A 16,504-nucleotide genomic window follows, 5' to 3' on the forward strand; every position below is an offset into this window, starting at 1 on the left:
GCCACTGAATCAATCTTCGTCTAAACACATACGTCACCAGCGCGTGTGTTTAGGCAAAAAAAACGTTGCAACGTCTTCTAGCGATCACGTTGTAACAAAGTTTAGGTAAATACACGATCATCTGTTAATCAATTTCCAGGTGATCGAATTTGTGTTTTATCGAGTGACTTATCCGAAGGCCCAAGAGATTGGGTTTATCGTAAGCTTGATTGAAAGTAGTTTGTCAGAACTACTGCGACCCTTTTGGGTTATATGGTCAAGTGAATAAGCGTGCACGGTGGATGCCTAGGCAGTCAGAGGCGATGAAGGACGTGGTAACCTGCGAAAAGTTTTGGGGAGGTGGTAAACAACCTATGATCCAGAGATATCCGAATGGGGAAACCCACCCAGTGTAAGCTGGGTACCCTATACTGAATACATAGGTATAGGGGGCGAACCGGGAGAACTGAAACATCTAAGTACCCCGAGGAAAAGAAATCAATTGAGATTCCCCAAGTAGCGGCGAGCGAACGGGGATTAGCCCTTAAGTTTATTATGTTTTAGCGGAAGCAACTGGAAAGTTGCGCCATAGTGGGTGATAGCCCCGTACGCGAAAAGGCATTTTAGATGAAAACGAGTAGGTCGGGACACGAGAAATCTTGACTGAACATGGGGGGACCATCCTCCAAGGCTAAATACTCCTGACTGACCGATAGTGAACCAGTACCGTGAGGGAAAGGCGAAAAGAACCCCTGTGAGGGGAGTGAAATAGATCCTGAAACCGTGTACGTACAAGCAGTGGGAGCGGATTTATTCCGTGACTGCGTACCTTTTGTATAATGGGTCAGCGACTTAATTTTAGTAGCAAGCTTAACCGAATAGGGGAGGCGTAGGGAAACCGAGTCTTAATAGGGCGTATAGTTGCTAGGATTAGACCCGAAACCGGGCGATCTACCCATGGCCAGGTTGAAGGTTGAGTAACATCAACTGGAGGACCGAACCCACGTATGTTGAAAAATGCGGGGATGAGCTGTGGGTCGGAGTGAAAGGCTAATCAAGCCCGGAGATAGCTGGTTCTCCTCGAAAGCTATTTAGGTAGCGCCTCGTGTCTCACCATTGGGGGTAGAGCACTGTTTCGGCTAGGGGGTCATCCCGACTTACCAACCCGATGCAAACTCCGAATACCAATGAGTGCAATCACGGGAGACACACGGCGGGTGCTAACGTCCGTCGTGGAAAGGGAAACAACCCAGACCGTCAGCTAAGGTCCCAAAGTTATAGTTAAGTGGGAAACGATGTGGGAAGGTTTAGACAGCTAGGAGGTTGGCTTAGAAGCAGCCATCCTTTAAAGAAAGCGTAATAGCTCACTAGTCGAATCGGCCTGCGCGGAAGATATAACGGGGCTCAAACTATACACCGAAGCTACGGACGCATGCTTGCATGCGTGGTAGAGGAGCGTTCTGTAGGCCGTTGAAGGGAAAGCTGAGAGGCATCCTGGAGGTATCAGAAGTGCGAATGCTGACATGAGTAACGATAAGGGGAGTGAAAAGCTCCCCCGCCGGAAGACCAAGGTTTCCTATCCAATGCTAATCAGGGTAGGGTGAGTCGGCTCCTAAGGCGAGGCTGAAGAGCGTAGTCGATGGAAAGCAGGTTAATATTCCTGCACCACTCAATATTGCGAAGGAGGGACGGAGAAGGCTAGTCCAGCACGGCGTTGGTTGTCCGTGTTTAAGCGTGTAGGCTGGGAGTTTAGGTAAATCCGGACTCCCTTAAGGCTGAGGCGTGATGACGAGGTCCATTAGGACTGAAGTGGTTGATGCCATGCTTCCAGGAAAATCTTCTAAGCATCAGATATTGAGTGACCGTACCCCAAACCGACACAGGTGGTCAGGTAGAGAATACCAAGGCGCTTGAGAGAACTCGGGTGAAGGAACTAGGCAAAATGGTACCGTAACTTCGGGAGAAGGTACGCCGCTGATGGTGATGGGACTTGCTCCCTAAGCTGTTGGCGGCCGAAGATACCAGGTGGCTGCGACTGTTTATTAAAAACACAGCACTGTGCAAACACGAAAGTGGACGTATACGGTGTGACGCCTGCCCGGTGCCGGAAGGTTAATTGATGGGGTTAGCTTCGGCGAAGCTCTTGATCGAAGCCCCGGTAAACGGCGGCCGTAACTATAACGGTCCTAAGGTAGCGAAATTCCTTGTCGGGTAAGTTCCGACCTGCACGAATGGCGTAACGACGGCCACACTGTCTCCACCCGAGACTCAGTGAAATTGAAATCGCTGTTAAGATGCAGTGTATCCGCGGCTAGACGGAAAGACCCCGTGAACCTTTACTATAGCTTCACAGTGAACTTTGAACCTATTTGTGTAGGATAGGTGGGAGGCTTTGAAGCGGTGACGCCAGTCATCGTGGAGCCAAACTTGAAATACCACCCTGGTATGTTTGAGGTTCTAACTCAGGTCCGTAATCCGGATCGAGGACACTGTGTGGTGGGTAGTTTGACTGGGGCGGTCTCCTCCCAAAGAGTAACGGAGGAGCACGAAGGTATGCTAATCATGGTCGGAAATCATGAGGTTAGTGCAATGGCATAAGCATGCTTAACTGCGAGACAGACACGTCGAGCAGATACGAAAGTAGGTCATAGTGATCCGGTGGTTCTGAATGGAAGGGCCATCGCTCAACGGATAAAAGGTACTCCGGGGATAACAGGCTGATACCGCCCAAGAGTTCACATCGACGGCGGTGTTTGGCACCTCGATGTCGGCTCATCACATCCTGGGGCTGAAGCCGGTCCCAAGGGTATGGCTGTTCGCCATTTAAAGTGGTACGCGAGCTGGGTTTAGAACGTCGTGAGACAGTTCGGTCCCTATCTGCCGTGGACGTTTGAGATTTGAGAAGAGTTGCTCCTAGTACGAGAGGACCGGAGTGAACGAACCTCTGGTGTTCCGGTTGTCACGCCAGTGGCATTGCCGGGTAGCTACGTTCGGACAGGATAACCGCTGAAAGCATCTAAGCGGGAAGCCCCCTTCAAGATGAGATCTCACAGGACTTTAAGTCCCTAAAGAGCCGTTCAAGACTAGGACGTTGATAGGTTGGGTGTGTAAGCACGGTAACGTGTTGAGCTAACCAATACTAATTGCTCGTGAGGCTTGACCATATAACGCCAAAAGCGTTGTACAAGCTAATGGAATCGTATGCAAATGCGGTGACATGAAGTACAAACAATTAAGTTTACGATAGAAGTACGACGGGTAAGCCCTCGGTAAACACATTGTGTATCACCTAAACGAAGACATATCACAAATTCAAGGATGCTGATCGAAAGATTATCATTCAACTTTTTTTGCTTGGCGACCATAGCGAGATGGAACCACCTGACCCCATTCCGAACTCAGAAGTGAAACGTTTTAGCGCCGATGGTAGTGTGGGGTTTCCCCATGTGAGAGTAGGTCATCGCCAAGCACCTCATTCAGTACTAAAAAACCCCTAGCCCAAAAAGCTAGGGGTTTTTTATTGGGCGTAAGAAAGCCTATGGAAGGCAAAAAGCCACTCGGTTGACTTTGCAGAGCGGCTTACGCAAAAATTTAGAGGTAATAACAGGTATCAGACAGTGCCAATAACTTGTACTACTGCACCTTTACCATGGTGTCCTTTACCTTCATGAATATCACGGACGATTTCGTGATTTAGATCAAGGTGTAAAGGACTGAGTTCGCTAATGAGCTGCTTACTTTGCATGGTTAATGCAGCAGTAGGTGGCCCGCCGGTTTTAAACTCAAGTTGTTTTGGCGTATAGGCTTCCAATAACAATACCCCTCCAACAGTTAGTGCAGGATATATTTTCTTATGTAGATCCAAGCGAATGTTGGGAGGTAGGTGGCAAAATATGGATACTATGCCGTCCCATTGCTGGGTACCTAGATCATAAGTTGCCAAATCTGCGTGCACGGTGTTTATTGTTACACCTTTGATTGCAGCAAGTTTTTGAGCCTTTTCTAAACCCACTAAGGAATTATCTACAGCGGTGACATCATAACCAAGGCTTGCTAAATAAACTGAATTTCTCCCTTCGCCATCAGCAAGACATAACACTTTAGATCTGGGTAATAGTGCTACATTTGCAACCAAAAAGTCATTAGCTTGCGTGCCATATATATAGTCTTTACTTGAGTATCGTTGATCCCACATCAATTATTACCCCTGAGCTAAAGCGCAATAGGCCATTTTTCCACCACTAATAAAGGTGGCATTTCTATAACCCATGTCCAGCAGCGATGAGGCAGATAACGCGCCTCTGTTGTTGGCGTTGCAATAACAAATAATAATGGCATTTAAGTCTGAAATTTGGCCTTCAACGTTCATTTCCAGCTTGCCTCGACTGATATTTATAGACCCTGCAATATGAGATTTATCGTGTTCTTCTTTGTCTCGTATATCAAGTAAAATGGCTCCATTGGCAACCAATGCATCTACCTGATTAGGTGTCACTGCCTCGACGCGAGCCATCGCTTGATCTGACATTGTTTGAAATTTTTCTGTGTACGCCATTGTTCGTTCCATATGTTTTAACTAATGCATAATATTAGTTAAAACTAATGGAAATAACAAGTGCATTAATTTATGCAATTTTACTACTTAACTCAACTGGCTATGCCACGCTGGTATACCTTTTGTGCTGCAGCAACTCCAGATCCTAAGACAATGTCATATCCTAGATCTTTCATAACCATTTCAGCCGTGGCTATGCCTGAAAGAGCCATAACGTCTGTCATGGCCCCCAAATGTCCTATGCGGAACAACTTTCCTGCCATTTCACCCAAACCACCACCAAAAGACACTCCATAAGACTCATAGGCATGCTGTGTGATCAGATTTGAATCCTTGCCTTCAGGTACCATAATGGCGGTCACGGTATCAGAATAGAGCTCTGGGCTCTGTGCGCATAACTCTAGGCCCCACGCTTTAACTGCTGCTCTTACGCCTTGCGCAATGCGATGGTGGCGCGCATTTACATTGTCCATACCTTCATCTAGCAATAACTTAACACTTGCTCTTAAGCCGTTAAATAACTGCACAGGTGGAGTGTAAGGATAGCTACCTATTTTATTGGCATTAGCCATGTCATTAAAATCGAAGAAGCAGCGCGGAAGTGTGGCTGTTTTAGTGGCTGCCATAGCTTTTGGGCTTACTCCTACAATGGCAAGACCAGTATTTAACATGAAGCCCTTTTGAGCCCCTGTTATAGCAATGTCTACTCCCCAGCCATCCATTTGAAAATCCATGCTCGCTAATGAACTTACGGCATCTACCATTAATAAAGCCTTATGATTCGAGTTATCCATCGCTTTGCGCACACCAAAAACATCACTTTTTACTGCAGTTGCTGTTTCGTTATGTGTTACTAATACGGCCTTGATTTCACCTTCTATGTCAGCTTTTAAGCGACGGGCAAACTCGTCAACCGGAGCGCCGGTGCCCCACACACATTCAACCACTTCAACATCTAGGCCAAAGCGTTGGCACAAGTCTATCCAACGCTGACTAAACATGCCGTATCGTGCAATAAGAACCTTATCTCCCGCACATAAAGTGTTGCTGATTGCGCCTTCCCAGCCGCCTGTGCCTGTAGCGCTGAAGAGTAACACTTGACCAGTTTGAGTTTTAAATACTTTTTTAAGGTCATTAAGTAGAGGGATATAATCCTGGGCAAAATCGGGTGCTCGATGATCAAAATTGCTAATGTTCATTGCAGCTTTTAAAACATCTGGCGTGTTGGATGGGCCGGGGATAAAAATAGGGTTTTGATGTTTCATGATGGGGATCCTTTCACTATTAATTAGACTCTATTTTGATGCCCTATGGTTGATTAAACAATTTTATTGAAAAAATAATCCATTATCTGTTATTTAATATAAGCTGATGAAATATAACGAAATTAATTATTTCAATTTATATGTTATATTGATAGTGGAAAATTATTTATTTTTATCTAAGATCATGGGTAATGACTTTTATATTAATTGTATTGTGTGCATATGGAGTGAATATGGTCGAAGTTAAGCGTGGTAGAGGCAGACCCAGGTCCTCAACACTGCAACCCAATGTGTCAACGGTTCAAGCCTTAGATAGGGGGGTATTGCTACTGCAAGCTTTAGCACAGCATAATGCCGCAAGTCTGAGCGATTTGGCGATGCAAGTGGGCATGCCTGCTTCTAGCGCTCATCGTTTACTGATGACACTTCAACAACATGACTTCGTAGATTTTGATGAGAATACCCAGTTGTGGCAAATAGGTATTGAAGCCTTTCGTGTAGGTAGTGCTTATTTGACGCGCACTAATTTTATTGATGCCGCGCGTCAACCCCTGCGCAGTCTAATGGAGCTTACGGGTGAGACAGCCAACCTAGCAGTAATGGACACTACAGAAGTGGTGTTTGTTGCCCAGGTAGAAACCACTAACCCGGTTCGTGCTTTTTTTAGCGCGGGCACACGAGCGCTTATGCACTCTTCTGGTATAGGCAAGGCGCTATTATCCCAAATGCCAAAAAGACAGCTTGAAACCTTATTACACACCGCAGGCCTGCCCCAATATACCTCCCAAACCTTATCAAGCCCTGCAGCACTTTATGAAAATTTAAAGGTGACTGCCCACAGAGGGTGGTCTTTTGACCAAGAAGAACGTTATGAAGGTATGAGTTGTGTGGGCGCAGCCATACGCAATGCACAAGGAAACCTTGTAGGAGGGCTCTCTGTATCTGGCCCAAGTGTAAGGTTTGACCCCTTACAAGTGGCCGATATTGGGCTTAAAGTGAAGGCAGCTGCGGACCAAGTCACGTTAACCTTAGGGGGTAAGGTTTAGCGTGTTTAGGTGCTAGCTACAGTGGTTAGCAGTGGCCAACTCTTGCTGTACTAAGGTGACCCAAAAACCAGTACCAGTCTCTAAAATGTCGTCATTAAAGTCATAATGAGGGTTGTGCAACATGCAGCCACCTACACTATCAATACCATTGCCCAAAAACACATAGCATCCATCTTTAACTCTTAACATACTAGAAAAATCTTCAGAGATGGTTTTAGGGCGACAAGCTATATCTACTTGCCCTTCACCTAACATGGCAATAGCTGCTTGGCCTGCAGCATGAGTTTCTTTTACGCTATTAATAGTGGCCCAAAATACACGCTCATAAGTATATTCATGTTCTGCGCCATGTGCAGCACAGATGCCAGATACAAGCTGACCCATACGGGCTTCAATAATATCTTGTACTTCTTCAGAAAAACTACGGCAATCACCCGTAATAGTGACTGTGCTTGGTATCACATTTACCGCGCCATCGGTGATAAATTCAGTGGCAGAAACCACAGCTTGTTGTTCTGGATTAATACTACGAGACACAATGGTTTGTAATCCTAGTAGTATTTCTGCGCCAATCACTAATGGATCAATGTGGTGATGTGGTTGTGAAGCATGTCCACCACGACCTTTGATGACAATTTTAAAATTGTCTTCACTTGCCATCACGCCACCTGAGTTCATAGACATGTGGCCCGCTTTCATGCCGGGCATGTTATGCAGGCCATATACGGCTTGCATAGGAAAACGCTCAAATAAGCCATCATCTATCATGGCTTGGGCGCCAGCGCCATGTTCTTCATCAGGTTGAAAAATAAAATACACCGTGCCATCAAACTCACCGTGCTCGGCTAGTTCTTGGGCAGCACCTAATAACATGCTGGTATGGCCGTCATGGCCACAGGCATGCATATGGCCTTCATTTAAAGATTTATGGGCAAAATCGTTAAGCTCTTGGATAGCTAAGGCGTCCATATCGGCCCTTAAGCCAATGGCCTTGGTGGATGTGCCTTTAGTTAATTGTCCAACAATGCCTATACGTCCAATCCCTTCATGCACAACAAGACCAAACTCAGTAAGCTTTTGTATCACAAAAGCTGCAGTATCAAACACATCAAACTCAGTTTCTGGGTGTTGATGAAGGTGACGACGCCATCCTTGCATTTGATCTTTTGAAGCTGTAAGTAGTGTCGTCATGAGGATATTTTTGTTGGAAAAAGATGTTGCTATGATGGCATATTTAACCGTTAGCCACTAGACCCACAGACTCGATTCCTGCGACGCCAGCGGCTAAATCATTGATTGACGTATCACCAGTTACACCAAGGGCTCCCAGAGTTTCTCCTAACGCATTTTGAATTAACACGCCACCAGGTACAGGCATTAACTTACCATCTAATGCAGCATTTGCAGTAATGGAAAAATAAGGTTGTGCTTCAGCCCTAGCCATTTGGGCGGTTCCAGAAATGCCTAACATGACAGACCCATAGGCTTTCGCTTGGGCAATAGCAAAGCGGCCTGGTGATGCACCATCTTGGCGTTCAAAAGCCTTTACATGACCTCCTGTGTCCAACACCACTACTGATAACGGATTCAAGCCAAGCGCATTACCTTCAACTATCGTGGCGTCAATAATGCGCTTTGAACAACTTAATGATAACTCAGTCATAACAGACTCCATATAATTGATTTATAAAGCGCATCATAGTTCAGTTTTTTTGTAGCTATTAGTCAGCAATCGACTAACTATGCTGTGAACCGTCGTGTTTTTTCATGCACACATTTTATTGGTCACGAATTTGGTCTAAAGTTTGATTAGGTGTCATGGCTTGTGGGTCTAGCTTTATGTGGATCAATGCTGGTTTTTTGGCTGCAATAGCGTCCGCCAATGCTTCAGAGAATTGATCACTATGAGTGACCTGAGTGGCAAACGCATTGTAGGCTTTGGCTAGGGCGCAAAAGTCTGGATTGACTAGGTCTGTGGTGCTTACACGGCTGGGAAAGTGACGCTCTTGGTGCATGCGAATGGTGCCATACATTCCATTGTCAATGACGAGCACGATCACCGCTGCATTGGCTTGCACTGCAGTGCCAAATTCTTGCATGGTCATTTGGAAGCATCCGTCGCCAGCAAAAGCCACCACAGTTTTTTGTGGAAAGGCTATTTTAGCGGCAACAGCAGCCGGTAAGCCGTAGCCCATAGAGCCACTTGTAGGCGCCAGTTGTGTGCCATATTCAGCAAACTTCCAAAAGCGGTGAATCCAGGTGGCATAATTTCCAGCACCATTGGTAATAATGGCGTCTAGGGGCAAGGTGGCTGCAAGGTGTGTGATGATGACTGGCATTTGCACATGCCCAGGGTGGGCTTTATCTGACACCCTAGACCAATGCTGGTAGTGAGTATGACATTGAGCAATGTGTTCTATACGCTGATGGGATATTTTAGCAGTTGGCGTCAATTCAGACAGGCCTTGTGATAATGCTTTGGGACTAGCGTGAATAGCTAAATCTGCTCGATATACTCGACCTAACTCCTCTGCAGAGGCATGAATATGAATGAGCTTTTGCTTGGCGTCGTGCACGCCTAATAGCTCATAGTTTTGTGAGGGTACTTCTGAAAAGCGACCACCCATTAAAATCACTAGATCGGCGTTGGCTATGGTTGATTTTAATTGAGGATTTATACCCAAACCTACATCTCCAGCATAGTGAGGATGCCCATGATTAAATAACATTTGTCGCCTGAACGAACAGGCCACAGGAAGGTTAAAGCCTTCAGCAAAAGCTTCTATCTGGGATACTGAATCTTTACACCAACGGCTACCACCCAAAATGAGAATGGGCTTTTTTGCACTTTCAATCATCGTGGCCATTTGCTGTAAATCAGCTTGGCTAGGGTAGGTTTCTAAGACGTTAAAAGGCTTGATTTTAGTGCTCACAGCCGTGCCTGATAAAGTGTCTTCTGGTAACACTAATACCACAGGGCCAGGGCGGCCACTGGTAGCGACAGACCATGCTCGACTCACCATTTCAGTGATGCGCTCTGGGGAATCAATCTCTGCAACCCATTTAGCCATGGAGCCTAAATATTGGCCATAATCGACCTCTTGAAACGCTTCTCGATGACGTAGCTTGCTGTTTATTTGACCAATAAACAAAATCATTGGGGTAGAATCTTGCTGCGCCACATGAATACCAGCGCTCGCATTGGTAGCCCCAGGGCCTCGAGTTACAAAACAAATACCAGGGGTGCCATGAAGCTTACCCCAAGCTTCAGCCATCATTGCAGCCCCACCTTCTTGACGCGCACTAGTGGCATTAATGGAACTGTCGTGCAAAGCGTCAAGTACTTCTAAATAGCTTTCTCCTGGCACACAGAATAACTGCGTTACACCAAAGGCCTCTAGAGCATCAACTACCAGCTCACCACCAGATTTAATACATTGTGTCATAAAGATTGCCTTTTAAGGTTACAAACGCTGTAACGTTTTGTAATAAGCTTTTACTGCTACCAATCGACATAGCTGTTCATCTTGAAGTTGAAGAGCTTGTGCAGTTTCATGGGTAATTATAGCCTTGTTATTATCGTCAAATGAGACTGATGCTATAGTGCAGCGAAAATTTTCTAATTGTGTATTACTGATTAAAAATAATTCAGCATTGTCTTTAGTTTGGGCAATTTTAGTGTGAAATACAGCACTATTTTTCACGGAGCTCACATGGTTTAGTTGAGATTCAACCGTGGGGCCTGCATCAAAAATATCCACATAACCCATGTCTTGAAACCCTTCTTTCTCTAATAAGCGAAGTGCTGGGCGGGTTTTTTCATGAACATGACTAATAACAGCCTGAGCCTCTGGACTAAGCAGGTTCACATAAAGTGGGTATTTTGGCATCAACTCTGCAATGAATACTTTGTTGCCTAAGCCCACTAAATAGTCTGCTTGCTTAAACTCCATGGAGAAAAAATGCGTCCCTAACCAATGCCAAAAAGGGGAGTTACCGCTAGCATCATTTACCCCACGCATTTCTGCGATAACCTTGTTACCAAATCGTTGCGCAAACTGCGCCATAAACAAAAACCGACTCTTAGATAAAAGGCGTCCGTTAGTGCCACAACGATGGGCTTCTTGTAAAAATAAGGTACACACCTCAGCAGAGCCAGTGTAATGGTTGCACAAGGTGAGCACTTCCATTTTGTTGTGAACTTCTAAAGTAGGCGAGGCATGAACTACAGTTTGCCGATGGTAGTGATAAAGTGGCGCCCGCGTGCCCACACTCGCTTCAACAGCGGTGGTGCCAATCACTTCGCCAGTGAGCGTGTCTTCAAGCACAAACAAATACCCTTCGTCATAGGGCTGGGTAACCGCTTTTGAAAAAGAGGCAACAGAACGTGCAATTTTGGCATTGAGCACATCGCGATTAATGGGTAAGGAGGTAAAGCCTACACCAGAATCCACTGCTATTTGATACAAAGCGTCTTGGTCTTGCGGACCAATGGGACGAACAACCAACATAACGGTTTAGCCATCTGTAAGGAGTAATAGCCTATTATAAAGCGAGTAACCTATTCAAAGACAAGGTTTAACTTGCACATATGCGCCGTAAATCTTCGCAAACTTGTTTGTGTCCAGCGCAAGGTAAATAATAAAGCGCACCTTGGGCAATAATGTAGCCATTAATAGATTCAATTTCTGTGGCACAACCGGCTTGAACGTCTTGTAGCATGGATGATTTATTGAGTGCTGTTTGCTGCAAAATTCGCACTGCTGTATTTAATAAACCTTGGCCCATGGGCTCTATACCAAGGCGAGACATGACGTCTTGGGTTTCTAAGCATAACTGTTGAAGGCGAGGGCGACCTTGAGGATGATTCACTAATTCACCGTTAGTGCATTGGTAAATAGCTGTTAGGGCGTTAATAACGCTGTTAATGGCGAGTTTGTGCCACATGGGCGTGCGAATGTCTGTGTGCCACACCAAATCAACACTAGGTATGCTAGCTTGTGCTGGGTTGTTCTGGCAGGTTAATAAGCTTTGAATAGGCGAGGGTATTTGTGTGCTCAGTAAGTGTTCGCTAAAGCACCCTATTAATGTGTCGCCAAAACCTGCCCGCACAACATCAAATGGCCCTTTTCGCCAGGCCCCATCGGTACTGATTGCGCAGTAGATATTTGCTTTGGGAAGCCTGCGTTGTAGAGCTTGAGCACTACCCATACCATTTTGCAACAATATAATGATGGCATCATCTGCTATAATTTTGCGCCAAGGCAGTATAGCCGCTAAGGTGTCTTGGGCTTTGCAGCAAACCAACAGATGTTTTATTTTTGTAAGATTAGAGTTGCTTGGGGTAAGGTTACTTGGGATAAAGGCCACAGGTTGAGTGTGCGTATTACATTCTTGATCCCACACATTAATGCCACCTGCGCCAGTATATTGCTCAAGCTGAACTGTGTCTTTTAATAATAAAGTAACGGGCACGCCGCGCTCTATTAAAGCGCTAGCCCAAAGGCTGCCAATGGCACCGACACCACAAATGTGCCAAGGGTAGGATGATAGATGGGTCATGGGTTACAATATTACCATTAAGAGTTATCCCGTATATTAACAAAGGAATTTACTAATGCCATCATTTGATGTGGTTTCTGAGCTTGATAGTCATGAAGTGTCTAATGCCTTAGACCAAGCCAACCGTGAAGTGACTACGCGTTTCGACTTTAAGGGCACTAATGCTCGTTTTGAACAAGGTGAAGACCTTGTCACCATGTTTGCAGATGTAGAGTTTCAGTTGCAGCAAATGTTACCTATTTTGCATGAAAAACTCATTAAACGTGGTGTAGATATCCGATGTTTAGAAGCTAAAGATCCAGAAACCACTAATATGAAAAGTCGCCAGATCATATTAATGCGCACAGGTTTGGACAAAGAATTAGCTAAAAAAGTAGTGAAGTTTTTAAAAGAGAAAAAAATTAAAGTGCAAAGCCAAGTGCAAGGCGACCAAGTGCGAGTGACAGGTAAAAAGCGTGACGACTTGCAAGAAGCCATAGCTTGCCTGCGCGAAGGTGAGTTTGATTTGCCTTTGCAGTTTAATAACTTTAGGGACTAATCCTTCATGAAGGCTGGGGCTATCTTTACCTGGCCTTCACATTTGCCTACCTAGCCAAATAACACCATGAGCTAATGAAATATGTCTAAACCTGTCAAGCTACTTAGTGTAGTAGTTGTTTGTGCTTGTGTATTGCTGGCAATAAATTTTGGTATGCGCGCATCCTTTGGCTTTTTTATGGGGCCTATCTCTAGCCACTTTGGTTATGGGCGTGAAGTTTTTGCTTTTTCCTTAGCTTTGCAAAATCTATGTTGGGGCTTGTTTGCACCTGCTGCTGGCGCTGTTGCTGATCGTTTTGGCACTACTAAAACCATCTATATAGGCTCAGTAGCTTATGCCTTGGGCTTGTATGTTACGGCAACAGCTGAAAACTATTGGGGGCTAAATATAGGTGCTGGAGTGCTAGTAGGCATGGGTATTGCTGGCACTGGTTTTGGTGTGGTTTTACCCGCTTTAGCTAGAATGGTGAGCGAAGAAAACAGAGGCTTGGCGTTAGGTTTAGGCACTGCTGCAGGTTCGGTTGGCCAGTTATTAGTGATCCCCCTTGCTCAAGAATTTATCACAGGCTACGGCTGGCAAATCACCTTAATGATATTGGCCGCAGGGTCTTTGTGTATGGTGTTGCTGTCTAGACCTTTCAAAGGTGATATAAGTCCTCCTGCAGTCAATGCTAATGCAAAAGATCAAACGATGTTGGAAGCGGTTAAAGAAGCCAGCGGACACTTGCATTACTGGTTATTGATCGCAGGGTTTTTTGTGTGTGGTTTTCAGTTAGCTTTTATTACTGTGCATATGCCTGCCTATTTGTCTGACCATGGTTTTGATACTCAAGTGGCCGTAATCAGTTTGTCACTCATAGGTTTGTTTAATATTTTTGGGTGTCTATTATTTGGCTCTTGGTCGGGTAAGTATTCTAAAAAAAATCTGCTAGGTATCATCTACTTATTTCGAGCGATAGCCATTGCTGCTTTTATGCTAGCCCCTATCACCACCACAACGGTATATTTGTTTTCTATAGTGACAGGCTTTTTGTGGCTAGCAACTGTGCCACCTACGTCTGGCCTTGTGGCGCAAATGTTTGGCTTAAAACACATGGGCACCTTGTACGGCATCGTCTTCTTAAATCACCAGCTGGGGTCTTTTTTAGGGGTCTGGATAGGCGGTTACTTGTATGACACCACAGGCAGCTATGACAATGTTTGGTGGTCAGCTGCGGCCATTGCCTTAGTGACTGCAGCTATTCATGTGGTCATAGATGAAAGGCCTGTAAAGCGCTTGAGGAACGTTAATACACCAAGCCCAGTAACGCCTTAATTACTGATCTCGTTGTATTTTCTTTTGTTGGGCCTTAGCTTCGCGACGGGCAGCAATGGTGTCTATGGCATCCGCACCCATATGGGCTTCACCGCGCTGTTTGGCTAGTTGCATCTGGTGTTGACGTTCTTTAAAACGTTCTCTTTGCTGGGGGGTATGTTGGTCAAAACAGTGTGGGCAGCTAATGCCTTCTATATACTTATCGCTGGCTTGCTCTTCTTTAGTGATGGGCAGCCTGCAAGCATGACACTGGTCGTATTGACCTTTTTCTAGCTGGTGGTTTACCGTCACCCGGTCATCAAAGACAAAACATTCACCTTGCCAAAGTGTCTGCTCTTCTGGCACTTCTTCTAAGTATTTTAAAATGCCACCTTGTAAGTGATATACCTCATCAAACCCTTGTTCCTTTAAGTAGGCTGTTGATTTTTCACAACGAATACCGCCGGTGCAAAACATGGCCACTTTTTTGTTAGCTTTAGGGTCTAAGTTGTCACTGACATACTGTGGAAATTCACGAAAATTAGTGGTGTTTGGGTTTAATGCGCCTTTAAAAGTGCCCACTTTTACTTCGTAATCATTGCGTGTGTCTACTAACACGACATCTGGGTCTGATATAAGGGCGTTCCAGTCTTGGGGCTTCACGTAAGTACCCACCACTTGCTTAGGGTCTATGCCTTCCACACCCATGGTGACGATTTCTTTTTTTAGTTTTACTTTAATACGATTAAACGGATTACTTGTTTCAAAGGACTCTTTGGTAACAATATGGCCAAGACGGCTATCTTTTGCTAACCAAGCCATTAATGCATCAATACCTTTGCGGTTAGCGGCTACAGTGCCATTAATGCCTTCTGAGGCCAAAAGTAAAGTGCCACGGATATTGTTGTATTCCATTACTTTTAGTAAGGGTTGGCGCAGGTCTTGAAATTTTTCTAGGGTGACAAATTTATAAAGTGCACAAACAACAATTTGAGAGGGGTCTTGGGTCATGGAAAATCCTTAGCGAGCCGAAACGTAAATCCGGAGCTTTAGAAGCATTTGCATCTGTATTGCAAAAACCTCAGTTTAAGTAAAGGCGCCATTTTACTTGATAAGTAGGGTGTCTTTCAAATGTTAACAACCAAATATTAAAAGCTGGTTAGTGAATGACGGCGTTGTTTTTAGGCTGTACTAGCGCCAAGCCCGTCAACATGAAGCCAAGGGCCAGCCATATCAGAGGACCATGCCTTTCACCAAGAATGATAATACCCAAAAATACACCTGATAAGGTCACAATATAAGCCACTTGGCTAGCAAACACTGCACCTGTTCTGCCTACTAACCAAATGTAGCCGGTATAAGTGATGACGTGTAGCAGGCTATTCACCAAAATAGCCCACTCTACAGAAGTCCATGTTTGAGTTAAATCCACCCATGAGCCGGTGGCCAAAGTGATAGGGGTGCAGATGATTAAACCAATAATAGACGCCCCTTGTAGCGTGGTTAGCGCATCAATTTTTGGTGGGGTATTGTGGGCAAGGTAACTGCCTTCTACGCCATAAAAAAACGGCGCTACCAAAGCTAAGAGCATAAAAAAGCCAACACCTTGATGAGTAAAGTCTGCTTTTGGCCCAAGCACTAACATGATGGCTATGGCACCCAAACCTATACCTATCATGCGAATGCCGTTGAAACGCTCACTTTTAATCACTAAAGCAACTATTAGAGCAAACATAGGCACCGTAGCGATGCCTATGGACAACAACCCTGCGGGCAAATGCGCAGCAGCGATATAGGTGAAAGTGTTAGGCACTAGGGTGCCTATTAAAGCCACTACGGTGTAAAAACGTATATGCAACCAACTCATAGGTAAGGGCGCACGTTTGAAGCGAGCCACAAAACTAAGTAACACTGCACCTAATAACAATTGCCAAAAAATAAGGCCTAACGCCTGATGTCCAGTGGAAACCACATGTTTAGTAATAACAATGGTGCTGCCCCATACAGTGCCTAATAGTAAGAGACAGGTTAAGGAAAGGTAACGGGTCATTAAATTTGCTCAGTTAGAGATTGTTTTAAGTATCCTACTTTCCATGGTTCTTTAGTTCGGGATCAATTAAACAATATTTAATTTAGTTTTAACAGGACATTTAATTATACTACTATCTGTAGTTTTTTATGCATATACAATGCTCACATCAATAAATGTCAATGCCCAGTGAAACGCAATACTCATACTCATAAGCGTTATTTTTTTGAAAACTAT

General features: G+C 44.9%; 13 protein-coding genes and 2 rRNA genes. 5 read left to right on the forward strand and 10 right to left on the reverse strand.

Features of this window, described 5'->3' with window-relative positions; all coding sequences use genetic code 11:
* Window positions 1-254: 254 nt before the first annotated feature.
* Window positions 255-3,143: ribosomal RNA gene (locus ABXT42_RS03945) — 23S ribosomal RNA — on the forward strand.
* 189 nt (window positions 3,144-3,332) lie between these two features.
* Window positions 3,333-3,448 (forward strand): 5S ribosomal RNA (gene rrf, locus ABXT42_RS03950).
* A 141-nt stretch (window positions 3,449-3,589) separates the two neighbouring features.
* On the opposite strand, the gene ABXT42_RS03955 is transcribed toward rrf, so the two are convergent.
* The 3 genes from ABXT42_RS03955 to bhcA form a co-directional block, all read right to left on the reverse strand.
* Window positions 3,590-4,174, reverse strand: a complete 585-nt coding sequence (locus ABXT42_RS03955) for an SAM-dependent methyltransferase (RefSeq protein ID WP_443629066.1) — start codon at window positions 4,172-4,174, stop codon at window positions 3,590-3,592.
* Between the two features lie 6 nt (window positions 4,175-4,180).
* A complete protein-coding gene (locus tag ABXT42_RS03960; protein WP_443629067.1) occupies window positions 4,181-4,534 on the reverse strand; it encodes a rhodanese-like domain-containing protein in 354 nt (117 codons plus the stop codon).
* A gap of 92 nt (window positions 4,535-4,626) precedes the next feature.
* A complete protein-coding gene (gene bhcA / locus ABXT42_RS03965; protein WP_443629068.1) occupies window positions 4,627-5,799 on the reverse strand; it encodes an L-aspartate--glyoxylate aminotransferase BhcA in 1,173 nt (390 codons plus the stop codon).
* Window positions 5,800-6,032: 233 nt separating this feature from the next.
* On the opposite strand from bhcA, the gene ABXT42_RS03970 reads away from it, so the two are divergent.
* Window positions 6,033-6,845, forward strand: coding sequence for an IclR family transcriptional regulator (locus ABXT42_RS03970; RefSeq protein ID WP_443629069.1), 813 nt, complete (start codon window positions 6,033-6,035; stop codon window positions 6,843-6,845).
* A 12-nt stretch (window positions 6,846-6,857) separates the two neighbouring features.
* On the opposite strand, the gene ABXT42_RS03975 is transcribed toward ABXT42_RS03970, so the two are convergent.
* The 5 genes from ABXT42_RS03975 to ABXT42_RS03995 form a co-directional block, all read right to left on the reverse strand.
* Window positions 6,858-8,036, reverse strand: coding sequence for a M20 aminoacylase family protein (locus ABXT42_RS03975; RefSeq protein WP_443629070.1), 1,179 nt, complete (start codon window positions 8,034-8,036; stop codon window positions 6,858-6,860).
* A 43-nt stretch (window positions 8,037-8,079) separates the two neighbouring features.
* The gene (locus ABXT42_RS03980; RefSeq protein WP_443629071.1) at window positions 8,080-8,508 is read right to left on the reverse strand and encodes a GlcG/HbpS family heme-binding protein; all 429 of its coding nucleotides are present in this window, start codon (window positions 8,506-8,508) and stop codon (window positions 8,080-8,082) included.
* A gap of 115 nt (window positions 8,509-8,623) precedes the next feature.
* A complete protein-coding gene (locus ABXT42_RS03985) occupies window positions 8,624-10,291 on the reverse strand; it encodes a thiamine pyrophosphate-binding protein (protein ID WP_443629072.1) in 1,668 nt (555 codons plus the stop codon).
* An 18-nt stretch (window positions 10,292-10,309) separates the two neighbouring features.
* Entirely contained in the window at window positions 10,310-11,356 is a 1,047-nt protein-coding gene (gene astA, locus ABXT42_RS03990; protein WP_443629073.1) for an arginine N-succinyltransferase, read from the reverse strand.
* Window positions 11,357-11,423: 67 nt separating this feature from the next.
* Window positions 11,424-12,407: a ketopantoate reductase family protein gene (locus ABXT42_RS03995; RefSeq protein WP_443629074.1), complete on the reverse strand. Its 984-nt coding sequence runs from the start codon at window positions 12,405-12,407 to the stop codon at window positions 11,424-11,426.
* Between the two features lie 55 nt (window positions 12,408-12,462).
* Between ABXT42_RS03995 and ABXT42_RS04000 the strand changes: the two genes are divergently transcribed.
* Both ABXT42_RS04000 and ABXT42_RS04005 read left to right on the forward strand, forming a co-directional pair.
* Window positions 12,463-12,945: a YajQ family cyclic di-GMP-binding protein gene (locus ABXT42_RS04000; protein WP_443629075.1), complete on the forward strand. Its 483-nt coding sequence runs from the start codon at window positions 12,463-12,465 to the stop codon at window positions 12,943-12,945.
* Between the two features lie 81 nt (window positions 12,946-13,026).
* Window positions 13,027-14,259: an MFS transporter gene (locus tag ABXT42_RS04005; protein ID WP_443629076.1), complete on the forward strand. Its 1,233-nt coding sequence runs from the start codon at window positions 13,027-13,029 to the stop codon at window positions 14,257-14,259.
* On the opposite strand, the gene trhO is transcribed toward ABXT42_RS04005, so the two are convergent.
* Window positions 14,260-15,249, reverse strand: a complete 990-nt coding sequence (trhO, locus tag ABXT42_RS04010; protein ID WP_443629077.1) for an oxygen-dependent tRNA uridine(34) hydroxylase TrhO — start codon at window positions 15,247-15,249, stop codon at window positions 14,260-14,262. It abuts the gene before it with no gap.
* A 148-nt stretch (window positions 15,250-15,397) separates the two neighbouring features.
* Complete coding sequence (locus tag ABXT42_RS04015) at window positions 15,398-16,288, reverse strand: DMT family transporter (protein ID WP_443629078.1); 891 nt, start codon at window positions 16,286-16,288, stop codon at window positions 15,398-15,400.
* Between the last annotated feature and the right edge of the window lie 216 nt (window positions 16,289-16,504).

Origin of the sequence: Candidatus Njordibacter sp. Uisw_002 (assembly GCF_047730155.1) — a bacterium.
Classification (GTDB): domain Bacteria; phylum Pseudomonadota; class Gammaproteobacteria; order Pseudomonadales; family Balneatricaceae; genus Njordibacter.